The organism is Youxingia wuxianensis (assembly GCF_014385085.1).
In the GTDB taxonomy this organism is placed as follows: domain Bacteria; phylum Bacillota; class Clostridia; order Oscillospirales; family Ruminococcaceae; genus Youxingia; species Youxingia wuxianensis.
In genome coordinates this window covers 1-21652 of the sequence record NZ_JACRTD010000014.1, presented here as the reverse complement: position 1 = coordinate 21652, position 21652 = coordinate 1, and the positions used below count along the sequence as shown (strand labels likewise).

Genomic DNA, 21652 nt, shown 5'->3' with positions numbered 1-21652 from the left:
CAAATACGCCCCCGCCTGCCTTATAGGTATATTTTTAGTTTTTACCCATCAGTCCTTGAAGAAGTTCACGGACTTTTGGGGAGTTCATCAATTGTTCCAGGGCCTGCGGATTGCTCATAAAGCTGCGGATTTGGGCCGCCTGCGGGGAAGGAAGGCCGTTTAAAATAGTTTCATAGGACCCGTTTTGCATCTGCTGCTTGAGGTTTTCCGGGTCGGTTCCCATTTTTTTACTGGCCATATGAAGAAGCTGATCCATTTGATTCTGTGAAAAGTTAAAGTTACTCAACTATGCGTCACCCCTACACTATTTTATTCCAGCGGTTTATTTAAAATGTTTGGTTTTTTCAGGGAAAATCTGCGAAAACCGCTTAAGAATTACTCTTTGCTATTATATGCCAGGGGTATTGTGTATGTGATAAATTTTATGTTATAGTAATAAAAGATATTCTACTTGGGAAACGGGAAATTCCCTATTTTGGGAGAAGTATGAGGTATAAAAGCTATATGCGAATTATCGTAATGTCTGACAGCCACCGGAATTTAGCGGCGGTAATCGATTTAGTGGAAAAACATCGTACAGCGGATATTTTTATCCATTTGGGAGACGGGGCAGCGGAATTTGAAGAGGTAAAATCCATGTTCCCGGAGATTAAGTTTTTAGGCGTCCGGGGGAACTGCGACCTTGGCACCGATTTGGAAATTGCCGGATGTTTTCATTGCGGACAAGCCAAAATCTTTTATACCCACGGACACATGTATAACGTGAAATATTCCATTGAGGGGCTGGTACGCGCCGGCTGGCAAATGCACGCCAATATTGTACTGTACGGGCACACCCATATTCCTTTTGTGGAATATCGGGACGGGATGCATATTATGAACCCCGGCAGTCTTGGGATGCCCAGAGGGATGAGTACGGGAAGCTATGGAATTATCGATATTGCCGATAGCGGGATTGTGTGCTATAACCAGCAGCTGTAAGCGGACTGGGAGGGGGTAAAAATGAAAAAAACAGGAGTGTGGCTAGCGGTTTTCTTCACAGTTTTTTTGATGGGGCCCACAGGATGTGCCCACGCCCCAACCGATCCGGATCCCCTTTGGGCCGCACAGGAATATCTGGGTCAGCAGATGGAGCGGGAAGACGGCGCGGTATTGGCTTATGAGTTTGAAAGCGCTCAGGTGCTGGAGGAGGAAACGGAGCGGATACGGCAGAGGTATAAGGACAGCGACATCGCAGGGGAGCGAGGCTGGTCGCAGGGGTTCATTGATCATATGACAGCAGTTGAAACAAGATATACGGTGGATTACGACAATACGAAGGTCCCTTACAGCGAAGGGAAGATGATACATGTTTTATATCTTTCCCGGGAGGATGAAAACTCTCCATGGGAAGTGTTTGACAGCTTGACCCCTTATGAATAAAGCGGCAGTAAATATTACGGCGTGGGAGAGAAGGGTGCGTTTTTATGGAGAACATACAGATCAGCGGGCAGACAAAACAAATTCTGCTGGGGCTGCTGGTAAAACAGTTTCTGGGAATTGACTTATAATAGCAAAAAAGCGCCTTCCGCCCATGGGCGGAAGGCGCTTTTGATATTTCGGCGTTATTGTTTAAAATTTGTATCAAAGAGGAACATTTTTCAGATCAGCCGCAAATTTCCCGCCCCGAAACAAAAAACAGCTTTTGTCTTCAGGGCTTGAATACAATTTGCAGAGAATACGGGCGCCCGCCTCTTCTCATGTCAAAAGCAGGGCGCATCAGCCCGCATGACCGCAGATCAATTCTCCAGGGCCAGCTTTCTGGCCAGTTCATGAAGGACGGAATTAGCGCACATCACCACAATTTTGTCACCGCTGACAATCTGCGTATTGCCTCGGGGGATAATCAGCCGGCCGTCCCGGGTGATGGAGACGATGATGGATTCCTCCGGCAGCAGCAGCTCGCTTAAGCGCACGCCGTTTAACCGATATCCTGCCGGGACCTGAAGCTCGCTTAAGGAGGCTTCCCCCCGGTTGATGCTGATAAGCTGCTTAATGGCGGAGGTATCTACCTCCCGCTCCAATAAACGGGCGATATTATCCGTACTGGAAATAGGGATATCCACCCCAAACTGTTTCATCACAGCAGCGTTTTTGGGATTATTGACGCGGGCTACCGTCCGCTCTACCCCGAAAAACTTTTTTGCCAGCTGGCAGGCCACCAGATTATCCTGGTCCCGTCCGGTAACGGCAATTAAGGCATCCGCATCCCCGGCTCCGGCGCTTTCCAACACCTCGTTAATACTGCCGTCCCCGCAAATAATAGGAATATCCAGCTCATTGGCAAGTTTTGTACAAGTCTCCCGGTTAATTTCTATCATATGCGGCTCATGTCCATGCTCCAACAAAGTTTTCGTAAGATAATATCCTACTTTTCCGCCGCCTACAACTATGATCTCCATACCTCTTAACCCTTTCTTATGGCTTAATCCACTATTTTAGCGTAAAGGAGCCGGTCGTCTGGTTTAATTACGGTCAAAGAAGCGGTATACGCCAGTTCCAGCCCGCCGTTGGAATGTAAAAGCCCAAATAAAATTTCCTTCTCATCGTCTGTTTTTTCCAAATCGCAAACCCGCCTTCCGATCTCTTCCTCTGTAGCGGGAGCCGCGTCAAAAGCGACGGTAGTGGTATCCAGGTACACATTTTTAATCCGGTCCCGGTCGGTGAGCATCGAGTAAAGAGCGTCCACCGAAAGATTTGTGGGACATACCGTATGCAGGCCAAAATGGGAAAACACATCCCCCCGGGCGGGATCATAAATTCGGGCAAGCACTTTAGGCACATGGAAAATTTCGCTGGCGATCTGGCAAACCATCACATTCATATTATCATCGTTGCTCACTGCGGCCAGAGCTTCGCAGCCTTCGATTCCCGCTTTGCGCAGAACATCCTGGTCGATGGGCACCCCGGTTACGGTATACCCAGCAAATTCATCTGAAAGATTGGAAAAACGCTCCTCGTCAGGATCCACAATCGATACGTCGTGGCCCATTTTAGAAAGCACATTAGCCAGCTGGGAACCTACTTTGCCGCAGCCGACAATTAAAATATTCATAGAAAAACGGACATCCTTTCTACAGGAAATATTAGAAATGTATAAAGTTAGTATACACCCAAATAGAAAAATAATAAAGCGCCTATGGAAAAAGGCGGCAGTTTTAACAAGATCTTTAGCCATAAGCAAAGGCCCCGGCATGCCGGGGCCTTTGTCAGTGCATTAGGGAATAATATTGCCCGCCGCCTGATAGATACGATACCATTCTTTACGGGTAAGACGCAGCTGGGAGCCCTGGCAGGCGTCTTTCATCCGCTGGGGATTCATCGTGCCGATCACCACCTGCATATCCGCCGGATGACGGGTAATCCAGGCGATGGCCACCGCAGTGTTGGGAACCCCGTAGGCGGCGGCAATCTCATCGATTACCTGGTTTAATTGGGGGTACTTCTCCAAGTTCCCTAAAAATGGACCCTCAAACACTCCATATTGGAAAGGGGACCAGGCCTGAATGGTTATCTCTTTGAGCCGGCAGTAATCCAAAACGCTTCCATCCCGGTTAACGGCCTGGCTATGGTGGGTATTCAAGGTGATTGCCGAGTCGATCATCGGCGTATGGCATACGCTTAGCTGCAGCTGGTTTACCACCAGCTTATAGGGAATCGCCCGCTGAAGAAGCTCGGTTTGCATAGGATTGTGGTTGGACACCCCAAAATAACGCACCTTGCCGCTGCTGTGCAGATAGGCGAAGGCTTCCGCCACCTCCTGGGGTTCCATCAGCTGATCCGGTCGGTGGAGCAAAAGCAGGTCCACATATTCCGTTTTCAGCCGTTTCAGGCTGGCTTCCGCGGCTTTTACCAGATAGTCCCTGGAAAAATCATACCCGCAGCCCCGGACAATACCGCATTTTGTTTGTACGATGATTTTCTCCCGTACAGAAGGGGACATCCCCACCGCTTCGGCAAATATTTCCTCGCACAGTCCGTCCCCATAGATATCTGCGTTATCAAAAAAATTGATTCCTTCGTCCAGGGCGGTTTTTACAATTGTTTGGGCCTGGGCTTTGGTTTGGGATTTCAGCCGCATACAGCCCATAACGATGTTGGAAGCGTATAAATCTGTGCCTGCAATAGAAAGATATTTCATCCCACTCCCGCCTTTCTCCTATTTATAGGATTTTTTCAGTACAATCAGCTCATCCTCTGCGCTCAGTACCATAGGATCCTTGGAATACAGAGAACCCATGGTATCTCGGGAATTTTGAGAGATTGCTTTCAGATCTTCCAAGGAAAAGTAGTCGCTCATTTTCAGCCCGTCTACGCCGCAGCTTTCCAAAAGGGAGACCAAGGCGTCCACAAAATCCATTGGACGGCAGGCGTCCGCCTTCCCCAAAGCCTTCGCCATCTGGACAAACCGTTCCGGACAGGCTCCCATTTCAATAAAGCGGGTATAATATTCCCGGCTGATCATAATCAGCGCCGCCCCATGGACGAGCTGAGGGCTTAAAGCGCTCATAGCGTGAGCCAAAGAATATTCTGAAATGCACCCGGAGGTGCTTTCCACCATCCCGGCCAGGGTATTGGCCAAAGCCACGTCCGCCCGGGCCTGCTGGTCGTCCCCGTGATGAACCGCCTGAGCCAGACTCTTTCCAATAAGCTCGATGGATTTTAACGCGTACATATCGCTCATTACATTGGCGGTATTATTTAAATATCCTTCTGTGCTGTGAAATAAAGCGTCAAAGCCCTGGTAAGCGGTCAGCACAGGAGGAACGCTCATCATCAAATCCGGATCTACAATCGAGAGCACCGGGAAGGTTTTATCATAACCGCCGCCAATTTTTTCATTGGTTTCGGACTTGGTAATTACCGTCCAGGGATCCGCTTCTGTTCCCGTACCTGCTGTAGTGGTAATGGCGACCACCGGCAGAGGGTCCACCGGCGGGGTAATATCTTTTCCAGTGCCGCCGGAAATAAAGTCCCAGTAATCCCCGGTATTGGGGGCCATCACAGCGATCGCCTTGGCGGAGTCAATACTGCTGCCGCCGCCCAGTCCAAGGATAAAATCACAGCCGGTTTCCCGCACCAGCTGGGCAGCTTCCATCACATGGTCCTTAATGGGGTTGGGTAAAATCTTGTTATAAACCGCATAATCGACGCCGGCTTTTTTCAGCTGCTCCTGCACTCGGGCAAGATATCCGTATTTTTCCATAGAACCGCCGCAGGACGTTACAATCATCGCCTTTTTCCCCGGAAGCTCCTGGGCGCTTAAATTGGACAGCTGTCCTTTCCCAAACAGGATTCGGGTAGGGATATAGTAGGAAAAATTCATTTTTAACGGCCTCCTTTTTTTATTGGGTTTGCGCTTTTTAAAAAGCAGCTTATGCGGCTGTCAAAGCACAAATGCCATCTGTTTTTGCTGGAATAGACAGGGGGTATCCGCCTAAAATTATACAAAAGGCCGGCAGGGACGGCCGCCTTTTGAGGTGGAGCTCTGCTCGCCCTATCTCCTATGACCTTTTTCTATTATGATACACGGGAATGGGAAAAATAACAACTATTTTCACAAGGCTCCTAAGATCTTAATTCCATACCAGCCAGGACACAAATATTTCAGCATCCCCAATCCCCAGGGCAAATAATCCGGGTTGAAAACTGCCCCGGAAAAACAGATATTGCACAAAAGAAACAGAGGGGTCAGCGCCATAATTGCAAGGGAACCTGTACGTATCCGGGAAAGGAAAACCATCAGCAGGGAAGAAGCCGCGCCCAACAGCGAAAGCATTGTCAGCCGGGCGTGGAAAGAATAGAGGCTTTGAGCCCCCAGGCAAAGATTTAACAGCAGATCGCACGCCAGCAAAACTCCTATATTAGCAAGCCCTATGGCCAGCGCAGGGGCAAAGGCGCAGGAAAATTTCCGTTTGCCTGTAAGGGAAAGAAACCGTAAGGACTCTGATTCTTTGCGTCCCTGGAGCAGAGCGCACACCACGGACAAACTAAGAAACACCGAAATAAAGACCGCATACAGCAAAGGCTGTGTCCCGGCGCTGGGAGACGGAGCGTCATGGACAGGAACATTTCCTACCGGAATCAGGTTAATTTTCATAAGATCGCCATTTTTGGAAAGCTGGCGAAAATAGCTTTCCATCTGAGGGAAATCGGACGGCTGTGCCACGCCGCTTTTTAAGGCGTAATTTTCCGAAATATAAAGGGAGGTCGCGTCCAAAAAACAGGACAGAACGATTTCGTCGGTCAGGCCCCTTAAATAGGACCCGTCTGTATAATAGCCGTCGATACAGCGCTCTTGGGAAAGGGAGGCGGGAACAGCGTCCCGGATACCGTAAGCGCAATGAAGCCGCCCTAAGAGAACATCTTCAGTCATACTGGAAAGATCCGAATAAAAAACAAAAGGATAATCCTCATTTTCTGAAAGCAGGGTTTGCATTTTCTGGGAAAGGGCGTCCTGTTTTTCAAAAAGAACGCCGATCTGAGGACCATTGGAGGAAGGGACGGGAAGAAGAAGGGCCATTCCCAGGACAAACGCCGTGAAAAAAACCGAGAAGGTTAAAAAAACAGGCGAACGCAGCTGCTGTTTTAATTTCAAGCGAAACAGAGTAAAAAAGAACATCAGACCGCCCCCTTTCCTAACCGCCATCTCCAAAGAAACCCGCACACAGCCAACAAAACGCCTGTCATTACAGCCGGCGGCCAAAAGCTGGCCGGCTGCGGGGTGAAAAAGCCGCCCATCAAGGCCGCGCCCTGGTAATGAACCGTCCAAGGAGCGATTTTACGCAGCACCTGGGGCATCAGCTCCAACGGCAGAAATCCGCCGGAAATAACTCCCATCCCCAGCGACAAAAAAATCCCCAAAGCGGCAGCGGCCTTCACCTCCAGGGTCAGCAGGGCGCACAGCAGCACAAACGAGGCGAAAAGCAAGGATAAAAGTCCCAGCGCCGCCAGATGGGAAGGGGAGAGGGCAAAGGAAAAATATCTTTTCACAGCCAAATACAACGGCAGAAGGAGCGCCAGCTCCAACAAGGCGCAGGAGACCAGGGAAGAAAAAAACAGCGCTCGGGCGCTGCCCGGGCAGTGTCTGCAGGATCGGGAAAAAGAAAACAAAGCCAGCACTGCCGGCGTATATAAAAAAGCGTACATGAAAACCAGCATAACACAAATAGAAACGATATAATACTCCTTGAGCCCCAAGGCGCCGGTAGCAGAAAGAGGATGTTCTTCAATCAATGTCAGCCGGTCCAGAAAAAGACGCATAAATTCCAAATTTACTCCCAGCAAAAGCTGCTGGTAAGCCTGAGCAGACATCTCGGCGCCATATTGGGCCTGGTTGAGCACAGTATAAATTCCAAGCTGGGCGCTGGAAAGATACTTTGCCCCCACATAAGCCATCTGCCGGGCAAAGGACGCCTCCATAGGAGAGGAGATATTCACCTCCACCCCAGGGGAAAGGTTTGTCCCGTTCATTACGCTTTCAATAAACCCTTCCGGAATAGTAATTACCGCGGTAAACACAGAAAAGTCCTTTTGAGCGGGGCTAATAATCTGGGCGGAAAACAGGGAGGAAGCACGCCCCAAATCATCCACTGAGGACAGGGCAAAGGAACTGATGGGATGAGTATCGTTATTGATAATGCCGATGGAAGCCAAAGGGGAAGGCTCTTTGTCCGGGGCAGAGGAAAAAGCGGTGAAAACCACGCCAAAACAGACGGCGAAAACCAGCAGAAGAAAAATCAGCCGCTTGCCGCTATGCTTTAGGGTAATCTTCAGACTGGTCAAAAACAGCCCCATAATCCGGCCCCCTTTTTTATAAGATTATTGTGGCCTGCGGCAGCTGGGCTGCCGCAGGCCATGAATGCCAATAGGAAAAACGTTTTTACGCCGCGGGTTCTGCCGGCATAGGAGACGCAGGCTCCTCTGGAACAGGCGCGGACGCTCCTTCACTTAAAACAAAGGGGAGAACACGGTTGACTAACTCCATAAAGCCGTCGTAGTATTCTGTCTCCACCTCAGCCAGCTCTTCCTGGGTCATTTTAAGCAGCTCTTTATGTTCGCCCTGGAAAGCAAGAGGCGCTTCCAGCGCAGCAGATTCCGTCTTTACGCCCATGTTCAAGGAAATGGTTTCCTGGTCAACGGTAATATCCGCGTTGATATCATTCAGATCAACCACGGTTTTCTCCTCAGAAACGCTTACAGTGCCTGTACAGCCAAGATCCAGGGTCATATCCATATTGCTTTCATTGTCTTTGATGCCCATAAATGCGGTAAATTGGGTGTTGTCCGTTTCCTTGGCTCCGTCCGCGGTCATTCCTAAAGTATAGGTAACCTGTGTGCCTCCAACGGTAACCCCCATATCCATATCCATGGTATACGCCTTATCCGCATAAGAAGTAGCGGCGGACACATCAACCACAAAGGCCTCTTCATCCGCAGAAAGTTCCATGGACATATTTACCGTTTCGTTGAGGCCGTCCATAACGCCGTCCATAGAAATTTCCTGAAATACCGGGGCATCCACCGTGCCGGTTACATCCTCCAACGTAGTGGCGGTCAGGGCAAAGTTTTTAATAATATCCCCTTTTCCCACTCCCAGGGTTAAAACGGTTGCCATTTCTGGGATCATTCTATCCACCTGGGAGAGAATATTTTCTTCCATAAACTGCTCATAGGGAACGTCCGTATTAAGCAGCATAGGGGAAATAGCGGATTCATATACCTTTGCAAATTCAGAATCAATATACAAATATCTGCACAGCTCGTTGATAAAGGCGCGTACATCCTCGCCAGGAATGGTAACCGTATAGACACGCAGATCGTCCACTTTGTCTCCGCCTTCAAAGGTGGCGTTGGCCAAAAGGGAATCGGTAAGCTCTTTCATTTTTGCTTCCATTTCTGCGGTAAAGGACTGGCTGTCCAGAGCGCCCAAGCCGCTGAAATAGGAAGAAATGGAATCCTGCAGAAGGGTTAAATCCTCCGCAGAAATGGCATCCTTAAACACGGGGCTGGCCTCAATATCCTGGGCTAAGGTCTGCATATTGACAGACAGCTTAGTATCGGAAATAGACGGCAGGTTGAAAGCCACCAAGTCCGGGGAAGCAAACGCGTACAAAGAAATCAGATCAATCTGGGAAAGCCCCAGCTCTCCATAAATTTCTGTGGCGCTGTTTTCCAAATCATTGGTGAAATAACCTTTCAGATATGCCCCTGAAATGAGCTGATTTACCATCTGGTCTCCCTCAAACCCGGAAAGAGAATGAAGAGTGATGGTATAATCCGTTTTCTTAGAAGCCGATGTTGGCGCCAGCATCAGTTTAGCCACTGGATTTTCCTGATACATATTATCCATGAGCTTGCTGCTTTGGGCAGAGGTGGCGGTAAAGGCGTCCAACACCGCGGTTTTCGGGTCTTTTTTACCCAGCAGTCCGCTGGCGAAGCCCACAATCACAGCCAGAGCCAAAACAGCCACCACCGCGATAATAATGATCATGGTTTTGGTGTTTTTCTTGCCTGGGGTGGGTTCTTCTTGAAAACCGACGGGATCTGTCCCGGAAAGGGTGTTTTCTGTTTCCGCCGCGGTGTCCATTACCGCCTGGGAAACGGAAGGATCCTGGCCTGCAGGATCAAATACATTGTTTTCATTTTCAGTCATTCATGTTTCCTCCAATAATTCCTAAACGTTTGGTTCCCATAATATCTAAAAAACGGCCTGGTGTTAAAGGCCGGTTTTTACCTTTGCTGTTACCGTCCGATCAGCTCGATGATCCGCCGGGTGCGCTCCTCCAAAGAAAGCGCTGGGTCCGGGCAGACCTCCTGCCGGATATGGGCGTCCCGCAGGACATATAATCTTTGCGCCGCGGCGGCAATCTGCGCCGGATCGTGGGAAGAAAATAAAATGCCCTTTCCCTGGGAGGCCAATTGGCGCAGAAGAAGGGAAATCTCCTCTTTGCTTTCCAAGTCCAGAGCGGCAAACGGCTCATCCATCAAAAGATAATCCGGGTCGCCCGCCAGAGCCGCCGCAATGGACGCCCGCTTCTTCATCCCGCCGGAAAGACGGGAAATTTTCTGCTTGGCAAAGGACGAAAGACCCAGGCGGGCTTCCGGGGAATCCTCCCGAAAACACAGACTGGTTTTTTTGCGGCAGGCGCTGTACCACAGCAGCAGATTGTCCCGAACAGACAACTCCTCCAACAGAGCGTTTTCCTGGGGAACAAACCCCACGCCCCCGTCTTTTGCGACACGCCCTTTTTCCGGCGTCAGCAGTCCCGCTCCGATGGAGAGCAGGGTCGTTTTTCCCTGGGAGTTGGCTCCGGCTACGCAGACGCATTCCCCCCGGGCCACCTGCAAAGAGACGTCTTTAAGTACGGTAAGGCTGCCGTATTGTTTGGTAATCTGGGAAAAGTTTAGCATAATTTTCCCCCCGTTTTGGCAGGTAATACAACCACATTATACCCTATATTTCCGCCGTTGCAAAGAGGGAGGAATTACCACTGCTGGTATTCTCCTTTTTCCAAAAGCCGGGTCAGTGTGCGTACCGAGGAAGAAAACTGCTCTTTTTCCGCCGGAGTGAAGATGCGCAGTTCGGGAGAAATTCGTTTTACCATATCGGAAACTGCCATATCCACCACCCGGCTTCCTTTCCTGGTAAGCTTTATAAATACCTGGCGGCGGTTGATGGTGTCATGGATGCGCTCCACCAATCCCTTTTCCTCCAGGGGGCTTACCAACTTGGAAAGCTGCTGTCCGGACATATATAAAGTTTCCGCCAGCGCGGACATGGTTATTTCTTTATTCGGGTGATATTTCAGTGCGTACAATACGTTAAACGAGCGGGAGCTAACCTTAATGTCCCCCCGGATTTCAAAGGGACGTTGGGTGGCGATATAAAACGCCCGCATTAAATTTACAAAATCCTTTGCCAGCTGCCGGTCTTCTGTTTTTGCCATAATAGCATCCCCCCGCTTATTTCTTATCCACATTATAGGTCAGAGAAATAAAACTTGTCAAATGCTTATATTTAATAGTCATTTAAAATTGTCCGTTGACATCTTTTGTTTTTGGGTGCTATACTCACTTATAGATATGTATAAAGCGCGTGAAAACGCCAATAGTTTACCTAGGGGAGAGAGAAGCGTCCATGTCATTATATGAGTGCAGTTTTTTTTCAAAAACCCTGCTGATTACTACAAGAATATTGGTTACCCTTCCTACCCCCGGGAGCGGCAGGGCGATGTCCATGCCGCTAGAGGAGCTGTATCCAAAAAACCCGCGTTATCCTGTGCTTTATCTGCTTCATGGGATGTATGAAGATGAAACCATTTGGCTTCGCCGCAGCAATGTGGAGCGTTACGCCCAGGAGCATGGAATTGCGGTGGTCATGCCCCGGGGAGAAAATAATTACTATACAGATATGGCCCATGGGCTGAAGTTTTTCACCTTTTTAACCCAAGAGCTGCCCCGTTTTGTCCGTATGAGCTTTCCTGTGTCCGGCGACAGACGGGACACTTTTATCGCCGGGCTTTCCATGGGCGGCTACGGCGCTGTGAAAGCGGCTCTTACCAATCCAGAACAATACAGCGCCGCCATTTCTCTGTCCGGGGCGGTGGACGCCCCGTTTCTGGCGACAATTGCCAGACAGCAGGGGATGGAAAAAGCGGTGGAGAACGTATTTGGAAGCGGGCAGGTGGAAAACGGCCCGGACGATTTGTTTTATCTGGCCCGCCGGACTGCGGGGGAAAAAAAGCCTCTGCCCAGGATTTATCTTGCCTGCGGAAGAGAAGATACGTATTGTTATCCCATGAATCAAAAACTGAGAGACCTGCTGTATGAGCTTGAATACCCGATGGTTTGGCAGGAGGGGCCCGGAGGCCACGAATGGGATTTTTGGGATGGGGAGATCCGCCGGGCAATGACGTGGCTCTCAGAGAATAAGGAGAAATCGTGTTATTAGGGATGTGAAAGGATGAATAGGCAAAAAATAGCCATTCTTACGGATTCCTGCGCGGATGTGCCGGCGCATATGGCCAAAACAGAACCTATTTTTATTGTACCGCTGAAAATTACCTACAGCGAAGGGTCATATTCAGACGGGGTGGATATTACCGCCCGGCAGGTTTATCAGCGCTTGCCTGCGGAGATACCCAAAACCTCTCTGCCGGACGGAGCCACAATCACCCAGGCCCTCCAGCAGATCAAAGACGAGGGCTATGAAAAAGTGCTGGCGATTATTTTTTCCAGCGGACTTTCCGGCACTTATCAGATGGTGGAGCTGATCGGGGAAGAGTTTCCCGGTCTGCAGGTAGCCGCCTTTGACACCAAAAGCGGAAGCTTGGGGACCGGCGCTACTGTGCTCCAGGCGGCGGAGTATCTTCGTCAGGGGAAAACATGGGAGGAACTGCTGTCGCTGATCCCCAGGCTGATTAAAAACACCACCGTGTTTTTCAGCGTGGACACCTTGGAATATCTGCAAAAAGGCGGGCGGATCGGACGGATTACCTGGGTAGCGGGTACCATGCTCAATATTAAACCCATCCTCACCTTCGCCCCCAGCGGGGAACTGACCAGCATTGCAAAAGTGCGGGGCAGAAAAGCGTCCATAGAAAGGCTATGCGATCTGGTGTATGAAAAATACACGCCCGGCAGCCGGGTGAATATTATGACCGCCCATGGGGACGCGCCCCAGGATGGAGAACTGGTGAAAAAAGTACTGCTCTCCCGGATTCCCGCCTTTGTTCATCACTATGAAAGCGAGATCGACTGCACCTTGGGGGTATATGTAGGGCCCCACCTTTTAGGAGCGGGAATACAGATTTTAGAGGAAGATATGTAAAAACCCGGGAATGAGCGTAGCGCTCATTCCCGGGTTTTGCCGAAACAGGGCATAATTTGGAGGGGTATACTCTAAAGTAAACGACCTCCCCTGCCCGGCGGCAAAAGAGGCGTTGGAAAAAGGAGAAAAATGAAAAAATCTTGCGAGCTTTTATGCTCTGGATTTATAATATCGAAAAAGAGAAAAGGCAACTATCATTTTTGCGTAAATTTCAGGAAAAATTTTTGAAAAAAGGGGGCTGGAACGCCCCCTTTTTATTTTGATTTTTTGGCAGATTGTTTTATAGCCTCAAGGACAGCGGGCGTGATTACATCCTGGCCTAGGGGAGATGCCTTTGCCGCAGTTTTTATGCTTTCCCTCGTCTGGTTTCATGGCGGCCCGAATTAGAAAGCCGAACCATCCTGGGGCTCCGGGGAGGGCCTTTGGCCCGGCAAACCGGTTGAAACTGAGGAAAGAATGGCTTCTCGGGCTTTTTTGCTGAAGGAGCCAAGAACCAATTGATACCCCTGGTCCAGCATCTGTTTTACCAGCTCGTCCGGCACATCTCCTGTACGGGGAACCGAACACCAATGGTCTTTGTTCATATAGTAGCCGGGGGCGATCTGGGGGTACTGGCTTTTTACAAGCTGGATAAAGGCCGGCTCCAGTTTTATTGTCAGGATAGGCTCTTTTTGCTTGTTGCTCCCGGCCATGGCAAACATTTTTGTCCCGATCATATACCGCACAGCATCCCACTCGGGCTTATATTCCTCTGTGCCCCCAGGCATAGCCAGGCAGTATTGTGACAACCATTGATACTTCAAAATTATCTCTCCTTTTTAAAAAAACGGAGGTCCGCTCGGCTTTAGGACGCCGGCGGCAAAGAACACGCTGCGGCTTTGCGGTACCGCCAAACCGGTCCCGGACAGCGTCCGGGAGAAAAACGATATTTTCCCGCCTCTTATTATACCACTTGCAAGGGAAAAAGAAAAAGAATATAATAAAACCCATTGACCAACGGAACAGGCAGGGGAATATTATGAAAATGAAAGCGTTAAAAGCGGCCTTCCCTTATACCATCCCCATCTGCGCGGGATTTACATTTTTAGGGCTGGCTTATGGGATCTATATGAATAGCTTAGGATTTTCCTTTGTGTATCCCATGTTGATGAGCATGACAATTTTTGCCGGCTCTATGGAATTTGTGGCGGCAAATTTACTGGTTTCCGGGTTCCACCCGCTTCATGCGTTCTTTTTGACGCTGATGGTCAACGCCCGCCATTTGTTTTATGGGATTTCTATGCTGGACAAGTATAAAAATGTGGGTAAAAAGAAATGGTATTTAATTTATGGGATGTGTGACGAATCTTTTTCTATCAACTGCACCACCCAGCCCCCGGAAGGGGTGGATAAAGGCTGGTTTATGTTTTTCGTCACTCTGCTCAATCAGTGCTACTGGGTGATAGGCTCCACTTTAGGCGGGATTTTAGGCTCCTTTGTCACCTTTAATACCAAAGGAATTGATTTTGTTATGACCGCTTTGTTTGTGGTGATTTTTCTGGATCAATGGTTTTCTCAAAAACGCCACCTGCCGGCTATAGTAGGGGTGGCGGCTTCGGCTGTGTGCCTGATGCTCTTTGGAGCGGACAATTTTATTATTCCATCGATGCTGTTGATTTTAGCGGTGCTGACCCTGGCAAAAAAGTCGTTTGAAGGAAAGGAGATGGGTTCGTGAGCTTAAGTACAGGACAGGCGGTTATTATGATCGGAGCTGTGGTGCTGGGAACGCTCACCACCCGGTTTTTGCCTTTTTTGATCTTTCCAGATAACAGACCCACCCCAAAATATATTCAGTACCTGGGAAAGGTGCTGCCATTCGCAGTCATTGGCCTGCTGGTGGTTTACTGTGTGAAAAGCGTGCCGGTGCTCACCTGGCCGTACGGACTGCCGGAAGGGATCGCTGTACTAGGGATTGTTCTGCTCCATTGGTGGAAGAGAAATATGCTGCTTTCCATTGGCGGAGGAACCATCTTGTATATGCTTTTAGTACAGCTTGTATTTGTTTAAAACCCGCCCCGTTTTAAAACGGGGCGGGTTTTTTAGACAAAGGCCTTGGGAGATGTTCATAAAATGTTTACTTGACTTGGAGTTTACGCAAAGGTGTACCTTAAAAATGCTTTACTATAAAAAAGGAAGACCGGCGGCAAACGCCAAGGAGGTTTAAGCAAAAGTGAAAAGTTCTTTTGACCCAGCGGCTCCCCAAAAACAAGTTTTATGGATTTCCCATGATTTTCGATGTGTTTCTTTCCATGAGATCCCGATTTTTAAACAGCTGCAATTTTCCAGCGAGAGCGATATGTGGGATACGGTAACCCAGTATGTGGAACAAGGCTATCGTGTACAGTAAAAAAGGCACAGCGCTTCGGCGCTGTACCTTTTTTTATTTCAGCAGTTTTCAGCAATCTTATAAAGCAGGCGCTGGGTATCCTCCCAGCCCAGGCAGGGGTCGGTAATAGATTTTCCGTAAATATGTTCCCCTCCGATGGTCTGGCAGCCCTCTTCAAGATAGCTTTCCACCATGACCCCTTTGATGAGTTTTTTTAACTTGGGATTGTAATTGCGGCTGTGAAGCACCTCGCTGACAATGCGGATCTGCTCCTTATGCTGTTTGTTGGAATTGGAGTGGTTCACATCGATGATCGCCGCGGGATTTTCAAGGGGGCGTTTTTCATACATTTCCAGTAAGCGCACCAAATCCTCATAATGGTAGTTGGGCATGCAGGCGCCATACTTATCCACGCCGCCTCGCAATATTACATGCGCCAGAGGATTGCCGCTGGTGGTTACGTCGTTTCCCCGGTAGATAAAGTTGTGAGGATGCTGGGCGGCGGTTACCGAATTAAGCATCACAGAAAAATCCCCGCTGGTAGGATTTTTCATCCCTACCGGAATGTCCAGGCTGCTGGCGGTTAGCCGGTGCTGCTGATCCTCTACCGAACGGGCGCCCACCGCTTCATAAGAAAGCAGATCGTCCAGATAGCTGCGGTTTTCCGGATAAAGCATCTCATCCGCGGCGGTCAGACCGGTCTCCACAATTGCCCGGATGTGCATTTTACGGATGGCCGTAATTCCAGCCAGCAGATCCGGGGCCTTGTCCGGTTCAGGCTGGTGGAGCATCCCTTTGTATCCTTCCCCGGTGGTACGGGGTTTGTTGGTATAGATACGGGGGATCAGCATCAAACGCTGAGACAACTGCTCGCCTAATTTTGCCAGCCGGGAAACATAATCGCATACCGCGTCTTCATTATCCGCGGAGCAGGGACCGATCAGAACGATAAATTTATCGGATTCTCCGGTAAATATTTTCCGGATTTCCTCATCCCGCCGCACCTTTGCCTGCGCTGCCCACGGAGGCAGGGGATACTCCTCCTTTAAGAGGACGGGTAGGGGCAGCTGTTTGTTTATTACCATCGACATAAAAAAACCTCCAAAAAAGACGCGACAATTTATCGATTTAAAGCATACGTCTACTAAAGTGTAATCCCAAAAAGACCGATTGTCAAGCCCATTTTTATCTGTCAGGGGATATGGATACCCACTCCATTTACCTCTACCCCTTCGTCCGCTCGAATCAGGATGTATTTTACTCCGTCTACGATCCGTATCTGAAGCAGATCGCTGCGCTGGGGATTGAGCTGGATGCTCACATCCGGCAGCTGCACCTGAAAGCGGCGGGGATCGATAATATTGCCGGGGGCTAAATCTGTCTCAGGGCCAAACTGTGCGTCGTATTGCTGCTCAAAGGCGGCGACACTCTTTTCAGGAACGTTGCAGGCCTTCAAAACCGTTTTTACTTCCTGCTTGGAGATAGCAAGAGGGGCTTGCTCCTTTTTGGCCTTGTGCTCCTCCACCATCCCGCACAGCTGATCATGGAGCCCTTGAAGAACCTCATAACTGCAGTCCTCTCCCAAGCTGTCCTCTAAAATGGTGTGGAAGGTATCCTTCTGCTGGGCCGCAGGCATAGGGAGCTGGCAGTGCAGCACCGCATCCGCCAGCTCCTGGTGGTTTTGCTCTGTGCTGCGGGTATAATACAGAGCGCCATAGATATTAGCGGCGCGGTCATCGAAGGCGGGAAACAAAAATCCCAGTTCAGGAGGAGCCACAACCCACTGAGGCTTGCAGTTGCAAAACTGTTTTTCTGTTATGTGGTAGCTTAAAGCGGGTTTGGTAATTTTTAAAGGACAGATACTGCATAAAATGTAGGAGAACACCTCGCTGGAAGCGTCCGCCTGGGTCTGGTCGTCTTTGCTGCGGTAAGGCACGTCATAGCGGTCATGGGTCAGCAGGATCACATAGTTTCCTTCCAAAGACAAAGACTGAATAATCTTGTCAAACAGCGCCTGTACCGCCTGCTCATCCTCCAGCCCAGAGTTGCGCACCGACATAAGCAGCCGGTGCTCCGGACTGTCTACCACCTGCTGGGTGTCAAAGGCAATATCAATAAGATTTTTCCCAAGCCCGCCGGAGAGGGTGCGCTTTAAGACGGATAAAATGCTTTCTGTTTCCTCCTGGGAGCTCAGCTGGAGAGATTGGTTAAACTGGGATACCATTTCCCGCTTCTCATTTACAAAACATCCCCGGACGTGGGTAATATTGCTTTTTTCCGGGCGGAACCGCCGGCGGATTTCCGCGACTTCTTTTTCGTTCATAATATCTCCTCGTTTTATATGTAGTTTTCTAGGGAAAATCGCTTAAGTTCATATTATAGCACAGGTTTTCAATTTAGGCATGGGGATTTATGTCCTTTAAGTTTTTGCAAGACGCATGTCCTGCAAAGGAAGGCTTTGCCCCTGGGACGCCGGGCAGGGGCAGGCAGAAAGGAGGGGCTGTTTTGTCTTAAAAATTTTTATTTTGGGTCTTGACTTAAAGCGAACTCCAAGGTGTATCGTTATATCAAAAGAAACAGGCGACCTTGGGAAAGGACCGTTTTGGAACGGCGGCGTCTGTTGGGAGGAGTGTCATGGAAAATTAAAAAAAGAAAAAATTTGGGAATACCTTTAAGAAAAAGAGGAAAACAGTTCTGTTTTTTTTGGAGGAATAATTCCTAAGGAGGACAGGGGGCGGTCAGGGAGCAAATCGGTTGTGAAAAAAGGTTTTCACGGGGGGAAGGATGTGATATGATGAAGAAAACAGCCGCAGCAATTTTCATTGGGCTCTTGGTGCTTTCTTTGGCTGGATGCGCATGGAATATCCAGGATCGTACGGCAGATATGGGGCGGTCCCAGGCGTCTTTTAAGGAGAGGGACGCGCCGCAGGACGGCACGCGGCGGCAGGGATCAGAACAGAGCCGGCAGCCGCAAGCCTCATTTCAGGAACCGGCCGGCGATGGAAGACAGCCTGGGGGAATATCCCCTGAAAAGGCCCAAGAGGAAGAAGGAACGTACCGGCTTCAAATTATCATCGGAGATCAAAGCTTTTCCGCAAAGCTTTATGAAAATGAAACGGCCCGCGCGTTGATAAAAACTTTTCCAGTGACGCTGGAGATGAGCGAAATGAATAGGAATGAAAAATACTATTATTTCTCTCAGGAATTTCCTGCCAATCCATCCGTCCCCGAAAAAATTAACGCGGGAGATCTGATGCTTTACGGCGGCGACTGCTTAGTGTTGTTTTATGAAAGTTTCACTACCTCCTACAGCTATACCCCAGTAGGTTATCTTGAAGATCCGACAGGGCTTGCACAGGCGGTGGGAAACGCAGAGATACAAGTTTCTTTCCAAACGGGATAAGAAGCAATGAAAACGGAGGTGCACTATGAAGTACGATTTTGATACCCTGGTAGAGCGCAGAGGAACCTATTCGTTAAAGTGGGACGTAGGGGAAAACGAGCTTCCCATGTGGGTGGCGGATATGGATTTTAAAACGGCGCCGGAAATCATTGCCGCTGTTGAGCAAAGGGCAAAGCATGGTGTTTTCGGTTATTCCGTTTTGCCTGAGGAATGGCGGCAGGCCGTCATAGGCTGGTGGGAAACCCGGCATCATTTTTTGCTAAGGCGGGAATGGCTGCTTTTCTGTTCCGGGGTTATCCCAGCGATTTCCAGCGCAGTGCGGAAATTTACCGCCCCAGGAGATCATGTACTGGTGCAGCCGCCGGTTTATAATGTCTTTTTTAACTGTATTGCCAACAATGGCCGGGAAATTTTGGAGAACCGGCTGATATACGACGGGGAAAATTATCAGATGGATTTTGAGGACTTAGAGCGCAAGCTGGCGGAGCCGCGAACTACGATGATGATCTTGTGCAATCCCCATAACCCGGTGGGCAAACTATGGGACAAGCAGACGCTGGAAAAGGTCGGGGAGCTGTGTTGGAAACATCATGTGCTGGTGATCTCGGATGAGATCCACTGCGATATGACCGCCCCGGGACAGGAATATATCCCCTTTGCCAGCGCGGGGGAAAAATGCAGGGACAACAGCATTACCTGCGCCGCCCCTACCAAAACTTTCAATTTCGCCGGGCTGCAGAGCGCGGTGGTGATTGTGCCGGAAAAAGTCCTGCGGGAAAAGATGGAATGCGCGCTTGATGCCGATGAGATCGGATCTCCAAACGTGTTTGCCCCTTTGGCCGCCATTGCCGCTTATACCGAAGGGGCTCCCTGGCTGGATGCGCTGCGGGAGTATGTTTTTGAAAACAAGCGTCTGGCCAGGCAGTTTTTGGAGAGAGAGATCCCTCAAATCAAAGCGCTTGTTTCTCCGGCGTCTTACTTGTTATGGCTGGACTGCGCCGGCGCGTCCTCCAACTCGACTCAGCTGCAAAGCTATCTGCGCCGGGAGACGGGGCTTTATCTGACAGATGGAAAACAATACCGGGCCGACGGGAGTTTCCTTCGGATGAACATAGCCTGTCCCCGGGAGATTTTAAGCGACGGACTGGAAAGATTAAGGCGGGGGATTGTCAAGCTTCAGGCGAACCCGCAGAAACAGGAATATGAATTGTAAAAAGAATAAGAGGAGAGAACAATATGTTAGGGAATTTTTGTTACTCCAACCCAACCAGATTATACTTTGGGGAGGAAGCGCTGGGATATTTGAGGGAGGAACTACCCAAGTACGGTAAAAATGTTTTGCTTATTTATGGGGGCGGCTCCATTAAGAAAAATGGTATCTATGATCAGGTGGTCGCAATCCTTAAGGAAAACGGAAAACAGATTACCGAGGACGCCGGGGTTATGCCCAATCCAACGGTGGAGAAACTGTATGAGGGCTGCCGGCTGGCCCGGGAGAACCAGGTGGATTTGATTTTGGCCGTAGGCGGCGGTTCCGTATGCGATTATGCAAAAGCGGTTTCCGTTTCCGCCTATTGTGAAGAAGATCCCTGGGAGAAGTACTATCTGCGTATGGAAGAGGTGGATAACCGGATTATTCCTGTGGGATGCGTTCTGACTATGGTGGGCACCGGTTCCGAAATGAACGGCGGCTCGGTCATCACCAATCATGCGCAGAAATTAAAAATAGGCCATGTGTTTGGGGAGAATGTATTCCCCAAGTTTTCTATCCTCAATCCCGCGTTTACCTTTACGGTACCGCGTTATCAGATGGTCGCTGGTTTCTTTGATATCATGTCTCACATTTTGGAACAATATTTTTCCGGGGAGGACGACAACACCTCCGACTATCTTATGGAGGGGCTGCTCAAATCCTTAATTCACAGCAGCCGGATCGCTGTAAAAAATCCGACGGACTATGAGGCCAGAAGCAATATTATGTGGATTGCGACCTGGGCGCTGAACACCCTTGTAGAAAAGGGAAAAACCACCGACTGGATGGTGCATATGATTGGACAGTCTGTGGGAGCATATACCGATGCAACCCATGGGATGACCTTGTCCGCAGTCTCCCTGGCCTATTACCGGCACATCTGTCCTTATGGGCTTGCCAAATTTAAAAGATATGCGATAAACGTCTGGGGGGTAACCGCCCAGGGAAAAACGGACGAGCAGATTGCCGGCGAAGGTCTTGAAAAGATGGAAGCTTATATGAGAGAAATCGGCGTCGCTATGGGAATTGGGGAGCTAGGCGTCACACAGGAGATGCTGGAAGGGATCGCCAAGGGGTCGTTTATTATGGAGGGCGGCTATAAAGTCCTGACGCAGGAGGAAATTATTCGGATACTCCAAGAAAGTATGTAATAACAAGAAAAAGGAACCCGCACAGACGTAGGTTTATGCGGGTTCCTTTTGTATAACAGATTATCAGGTCAAATCCGAAGAAGCAGTTGAAAAAAACCGCCGCAAACATTTTTATTGCTTGCGGCGGCATGGTACGCCCGATGCGATTCGAACGCACGGCCTTTAGAGTCGGAGTCTAACGCTCTATCCAGCTGAGCTACGGGCGCATATTTAGATAATATATAGGTTATTTTAGAAACATTATATAGTATATCACATAAAGTAAAAAAATCAATCGCTTTTCGGGGGAGGAAAAAGAAAAAGTACAAGAAATTTTTATAGCAAGGGGTAGAAACTCGCCAAAAAAGAGGGAAAAAGGGCGTATTGCCGGGGAAAAACAGATAGCTAAAAAAACCAAAAAAATTTCGGCAAAAAAACTGTTGACAGTTTGAAAAATTCATGGTAAACTATAGTTCCTGTCACCCCAAGGGACAACCTTGCGAGGGGCAGAAAAGAGAGCACCTTGAAAAATGAACAACGAGAGAAGAAAAGACCCTGAAAAGATGACTTTGAGGCGAAAGCCAAGAAGGCAAGAAGCAAAGACCAGCGAGAAGAAGCTGGATTAAAACTT

General features: G+C 49.3%; 24 protein-coding genes and 1 tRNA gene. 10 read left to right on the top strand and 15 right to left on the bottom strand.

Features of this window, described 5'->3' with window-relative positions; genetic code table 11:
• Positions 1-34: 34 nt before the first annotated feature.
• A complete protein-coding gene (locus H8705_RS13205) occupies positions 35-286 on the bottom strand; it encodes a hypothetical protein (protein WP_262396258.1) in 252 nt (83 codons plus the stop codon).
• Between the two features lie 218 nt (positions 287-504).
• Here H8705_RS13205 and H8705_RS13200 point away from each other — a divergent pair, with 218 nt between their 5' ends.
• Entirely contained in the window at positions 505-981 is a 477-nt protein-coding gene (locus tag H8705_RS13200) for a metallophosphoesterase family protein (RefSeq protein ID WP_262396257.1), read from the top strand.
• Positions 982-1002: 21 nt separating this feature from the next.
• Entirely contained in the window at positions 1003-1422 is a 420-nt protein-coding gene (locus H8705_RS13195; protein ID WP_262396256.1) for a hypothetical protein, read from the top strand.
• A 356-nt stretch (positions 1423-1778) separates the two neighbouring features.
• Here H8705_RS13195 and H8705_RS13190 read toward each other — a convergent pair whose 3' ends face one another.
• The 9 genes from H8705_RS13190 to H8705_RS13150 form a co-directional block, all read right to left on the bottom strand.
• Positions 1779-2441, bottom strand: coding sequence for a potassium channel family protein (locus tag H8705_RS13190; RefSeq protein WP_262396255.1), 663 nt, complete (start codon positions 2439-2441; stop codon positions 1779-1781).
• Between the two features lie 23 nt (positions 2442-2464).
• Positions 2465-3094, bottom strand: coding sequence for a potassium channel family protein (locus tag H8705_RS13185; RefSeq protein WP_262396254.1), 630 nt, complete (start codon positions 3092-3094; stop codon positions 2465-2467).
• 162 nt (positions 3095-3256) lie between these two features.
• Positions 3257-4180 (bottom strand): aldo/keto reductase, encoded by a 924-nt coding sequence (locus H8705_RS13180; protein WP_262396253.1) that lies wholly within the window; start codon positions 4178-4180, stop codon positions 3257-3259.
• A gap of 18 nt (positions 4181-4198) precedes the next feature.
• Positions 4199-5365 (bottom strand): iron-containing alcohol dehydrogenase, encoded by a 1167-nt coding sequence (locus H8705_RS13175; protein ID WP_262396252.1) that lies wholly within the window; start codon positions 5363-5365, stop codon positions 4199-4201.
• Between the two features lie 231 nt (positions 5366-5596).
• Positions 5597-6661 carry an ABC transporter permease gene (locus tag H8705_RS13170; RefSeq protein WP_262396251.1) on the bottom strand — a complete coding sequence of 355 codons (1065 nt, stop codon included), beginning with the start codon at positions 6659-6661 and terminating at the stop codon, positions 5597-5599.
• The gene (locus H8705_RS13165; RefSeq protein WP_262396250.1) at positions 6661-7836 is read right to left on the bottom strand and encodes an ABC transporter permease; all 1176 of its coding nucleotides are present in this window, start codon (positions 7834-7836) and stop codon (positions 6661-6663) included. The genes H8705_RS13170 and H8705_RS13165 overlap by 1 nt, the downstream gene beginning before the upstream one ends.
• 85 nt (positions 7837-7921) lie before the next feature.
• Positions 7922-9694 (bottom strand): hypothetical protein, encoded by a 1773-nt coding sequence (locus H8705_RS13160; RefSeq protein ID WP_262396249.1) that lies wholly within the window; start codon positions 9692-9694, stop codon positions 7922-7924.
• A gap of 89 nt (positions 9695-9783) precedes the next feature.
• Entirely contained in the window at positions 9784-10452 is a 669-nt protein-coding gene (locus tag H8705_RS13155) for an ATP-binding cassette domain-containing protein (protein WP_262396248.1), read from the bottom strand.
• 74 nt (positions 10453-10526) lie between these two features.
• Positions 10527-10988 carry a MarR family winged helix-turn-helix transcriptional regulator gene (locus H8705_RS13150; protein ID WP_262396247.1) on the bottom strand — a complete coding sequence of 154 codons (462 nt, stop codon included), beginning with the start codon at positions 10986-10988 and terminating at the stop codon, positions 10527-10529.
• A 191-nt stretch (positions 10989-11179) separates the two neighbouring features.
• Here H8705_RS13150 and H8705_RS13145 point away from each other — a divergent pair, with 191 nt between their 5' ends.
• Positions 11180-11992 (top strand): alpha/beta hydrolase, encoded by an 813-nt coding sequence (locus H8705_RS13145; protein WP_262396246.1) that lies wholly within the window; start codon positions 11180-11182, stop codon positions 11990-11992.
• A gap of 12 nt (positions 11993-12004) precedes the next feature.
• Positions 12005-12871: a DegV family protein gene (locus H8705_RS13140; RefSeq protein ID WP_262396245.1), complete on the top strand. Its 867-nt coding sequence runs from the start codon at positions 12005-12007 to the stop codon at positions 12869-12871.
• Positions 12872-13254: 383 nt separating this feature from the next.
• On the opposite strand, the gene H8705_RS13135 is transcribed toward H8705_RS13140, so the two are convergent.
• A complete protein-coding gene (locus H8705_RS13135; protein ID WP_262396244.1) occupies positions 13255-13674 on the bottom strand; it encodes an MmcQ/YjbR family DNA-binding protein in 420 nt (139 codons plus the stop codon).
• A 215-nt stretch (positions 13675-13889) separates the two neighbouring features.
• Between H8705_RS13135 and H8705_RS13130 the strand changes: the two genes are divergently transcribed.
• The 3 genes from H8705_RS13130 (at position 13890) to H8705_RS13120 (ending at position 15257) form a co-directional block, all read left to right on the top strand.
• Positions 13890-14585 (top strand): AzlC family ABC transporter permease, encoded by a 696-nt coding sequence (locus tag H8705_RS13130; RefSeq protein WP_392392104.1) that lies wholly within the window; start codon positions 13890-13892, stop codon positions 14583-14585.
• A 26-nt stretch (positions 14586-14611) separates the two neighbouring features.
• Entirely contained in the window at positions 14612-14917 is a 306-nt protein-coding gene (locus tag H8705_RS13125; protein ID WP_392392105.1) for a branched-chain amino acid transporter permease, read from the top strand.
• A gap of 163 nt (positions 14918-15080) precedes the next feature.
• On the top strand, positions 15081-15257 hold the full coding sequence (locus tag H8705_RS13120) for a hypothetical protein (RefSeq protein WP_262396242.1): 177 nt from the start codon (positions 15081-15083) through the stop codon (positions 15255-15257).
• A 38-nt stretch (positions 15258-15295) separates the two neighbouring features.
• Here H8705_RS13120 and H8705_RS13115 read toward each other — a convergent pair whose 3' ends face one another.
• Complete coding sequence (locus H8705_RS13115; RefSeq protein WP_262396241.1) at positions 15296-16327, bottom strand: 3-deoxy-7-phosphoheptulonate synthase; 1032 nt, start codon at positions 16325-16327, stop codon at positions 15296-15298.
• Positions 16328-16428: 101 nt separating this feature from the next.
• Entirely contained in the window at positions 16429-17559 is a 1131-nt protein-coding gene (locus tag H8705_RS13110; protein WP_262396240.1) for a DUF4317 domain-containing protein, read from the bottom strand.
• 468 nt (positions 17560-18027) lie between these two features.
• Between H8705_RS13110 and H8705_RS13105 the strand changes: the two genes are divergently transcribed.
• From H8705_RS13105 to H8705_RS13095, 3 genes are read left to right on the top strand one after another with little or no spacing between them, the layout of a single operon-like run.
• The gene (locus H8705_RS13105; RefSeq protein WP_262396239.1) at positions 18028-18639 is read left to right on the top strand and encodes a cyclophilin-like fold protein; all 612 of its coding nucleotides are present in this window, start codon (positions 18028-18030) and stop codon (positions 18637-18639) included.
• A 25-nt stretch (positions 18640-18664) separates the two neighbouring features.
• Positions 18665-19852, top strand: coding sequence for a MalY/PatB family protein (locus H8705_RS13100; protein WP_262396238.1), 1188 nt, complete (start codon positions 18665-18667; stop codon positions 19850-19852).
• A gap of 23 nt (positions 19853-19875) precedes the next feature.
• A complete protein-coding gene (locus H8705_RS13095; RefSeq protein WP_262396237.1) occupies positions 19876-21042 on the top strand; it encodes an iron-containing alcohol dehydrogenase in 1167 nt (388 codons plus the stop codon).
• 129 nt (positions 21043-21171) lie between these two features.
• Here the strand turns inward: H8705_RS13095 and H8705_RS13090 are convergent.
• Together H8705_RS13090 and H8705_RS13085 are read right to left on the bottom strand one after the other, a co-directional pair.
• A tRNA-Arg gene (locus tag H8705_RS13090) sits at positions 21172-21248 on the bottom strand.
• Positions 21249-21426: 178 nt separating this feature from the next.
• Positions 21427-21652: hypothetical protein (locus H8705_RS13085; protein WP_262396236.1), on the bottom strand; the 226-nt coding region annotated here is incomplete at its 5' end.

Excerpts from the sequence above, each read along its gene's own strand:
- H8705_RS13190 (WP_262396255.1), bottom strand. The coding sequence starts at position 2,441 with ATGGAGATCATAGTTGTAGGCGGCGGAAAAGTAGGATATTATCTTACG.
- H8705_RS13175 (WP_262396252.1), bottom strand. The coding sequence starts at position 5,365 with ATGAATTTTTCCTACTATATCCCTACCCGAATCCTGTTTGGGAAAGGA.
- H8705_RS13165 (WP_262396250.1), bottom strand. The coding sequence starts at position 7,836 with ATGGGGCTGTTTTTGACCAGTCTGAAGATTACCCTAAAGCATAGCGGC.
- H8705_RS13185 (WP_262396254.1), bottom strand. The coding sequence starts at position 3,094 with ATGAATATTTTAATTGTCGGCTGCGGCAAAGTAGGTTCCCAGCTGGCT.
- H8705_RS13200 (WP_262396257.1), top strand. The coding sequence starts at position 505 with ATGCGAATTATCGTAATGTCTGACAGCCACCGGAATTTAGCGGCGGTA.
- H8705_RS13100 (WP_262396238.1), top strand. The coding sequence starts at position 18,665 with ATGAAGTACGATTTTGATACCCTGGTAGAGCGCAGAGGAACCTATTCG.
- H8705_RS13140 (WP_262396245.1), top strand. The coding sequence starts at position 12,005 with ATGAATAGGCAAAAAATAGCCATTCTTACGGATTCCTGCGCGGATGTG.
- H8705_RS13130 (WP_392392104.1), top strand. The coding sequence starts at position 13,890 with ATGAAAATGAAAGCGTTAAAAGCGGCCTTCCCTTATACCATCCCCATC.
- H8705_RS13095 (WP_262396237.1), top strand. The coding sequence starts at position 19,876 with ATGTTAGGGAATTTTTGTTACTCCAACCCAACCAGATTATACTTTGGG.
- H8705_RS13195 (WP_262396256.1), top strand. The coding sequence starts at position 1,003 with ATGAAAAAAACAGGAGTGTGGCTAGCGGTTTTCTTCACAGTTTTTTTG.
- H8705_RS13155 (WP_262396248.1), bottom strand. The coding sequence starts at position 10,452 with ATGCTAAACTTTTCCCAGATTACCAAACAATACGGCAGCCTTACCGTA.
- H8705_RS13105 (WP_262396239.1), top strand. The coding sequence starts at position 18,028 with ATGATGAAGAAAACAGCCGCAGCAATTTTCATTGGGCTCTTGGTGCTT.
- H8705_RS13180 (WP_262396253.1), bottom strand. The coding sequence starts at position 4,180 with ATGAAATATCTTTCTATTGCAGGCACAGATTTATACGCTTCCAACATC.
- H8705_RS13170 (WP_262396251.1), bottom strand. The coding sequence starts at position 6,661 with ATGTTCTTTTTTACTCTGTTTCGCTTGAAATTAAAACAGCAGCTGCGT.
- H8705_RS13115 (WP_262396241.1), bottom strand. The coding sequence starts at position 16,327 with ATGTCGATGGTAATAAACAAACAGCTGCCCCTACCCGTCCTCTTAAAG.
- H8705_RS13125 (WP_392392105.1), top strand. The coding sequence starts at position 14,612 with ATGATCGGAGCTGTGGTGCTGGGAACGCTCACCACCCGGTTTTTGCCT.
- H8705_RS13150 (WP_262396247.1), bottom strand. The coding sequence starts at position 10,988 with ATGGCAAAAACAGAAGACCGGCAGCTGGCAAAGGATTTTGTAAATTTA.
- H8705_RS13110 (WP_262396240.1), bottom strand. The coding sequence starts at position 17,559 with ATGAACGAAAAAGAAGTCGCGGAAATCCGCCGGCGGTTCCGCCCGGAA.
- H8705_RS13145 (WP_262396246.1), top strand. The coding sequence starts at position 11,180 with ATGTCATTATATGAGTGCAGTTTTTTTTCAAAAACCCTGCTGATTACT.
- H8705_RS13160 (WP_262396249.1), bottom strand. The coding sequence starts at position 9,694 with ATGACTGAAAATGAAAACAATGTATTTGATCCTGCAGGCCAGGATCCT.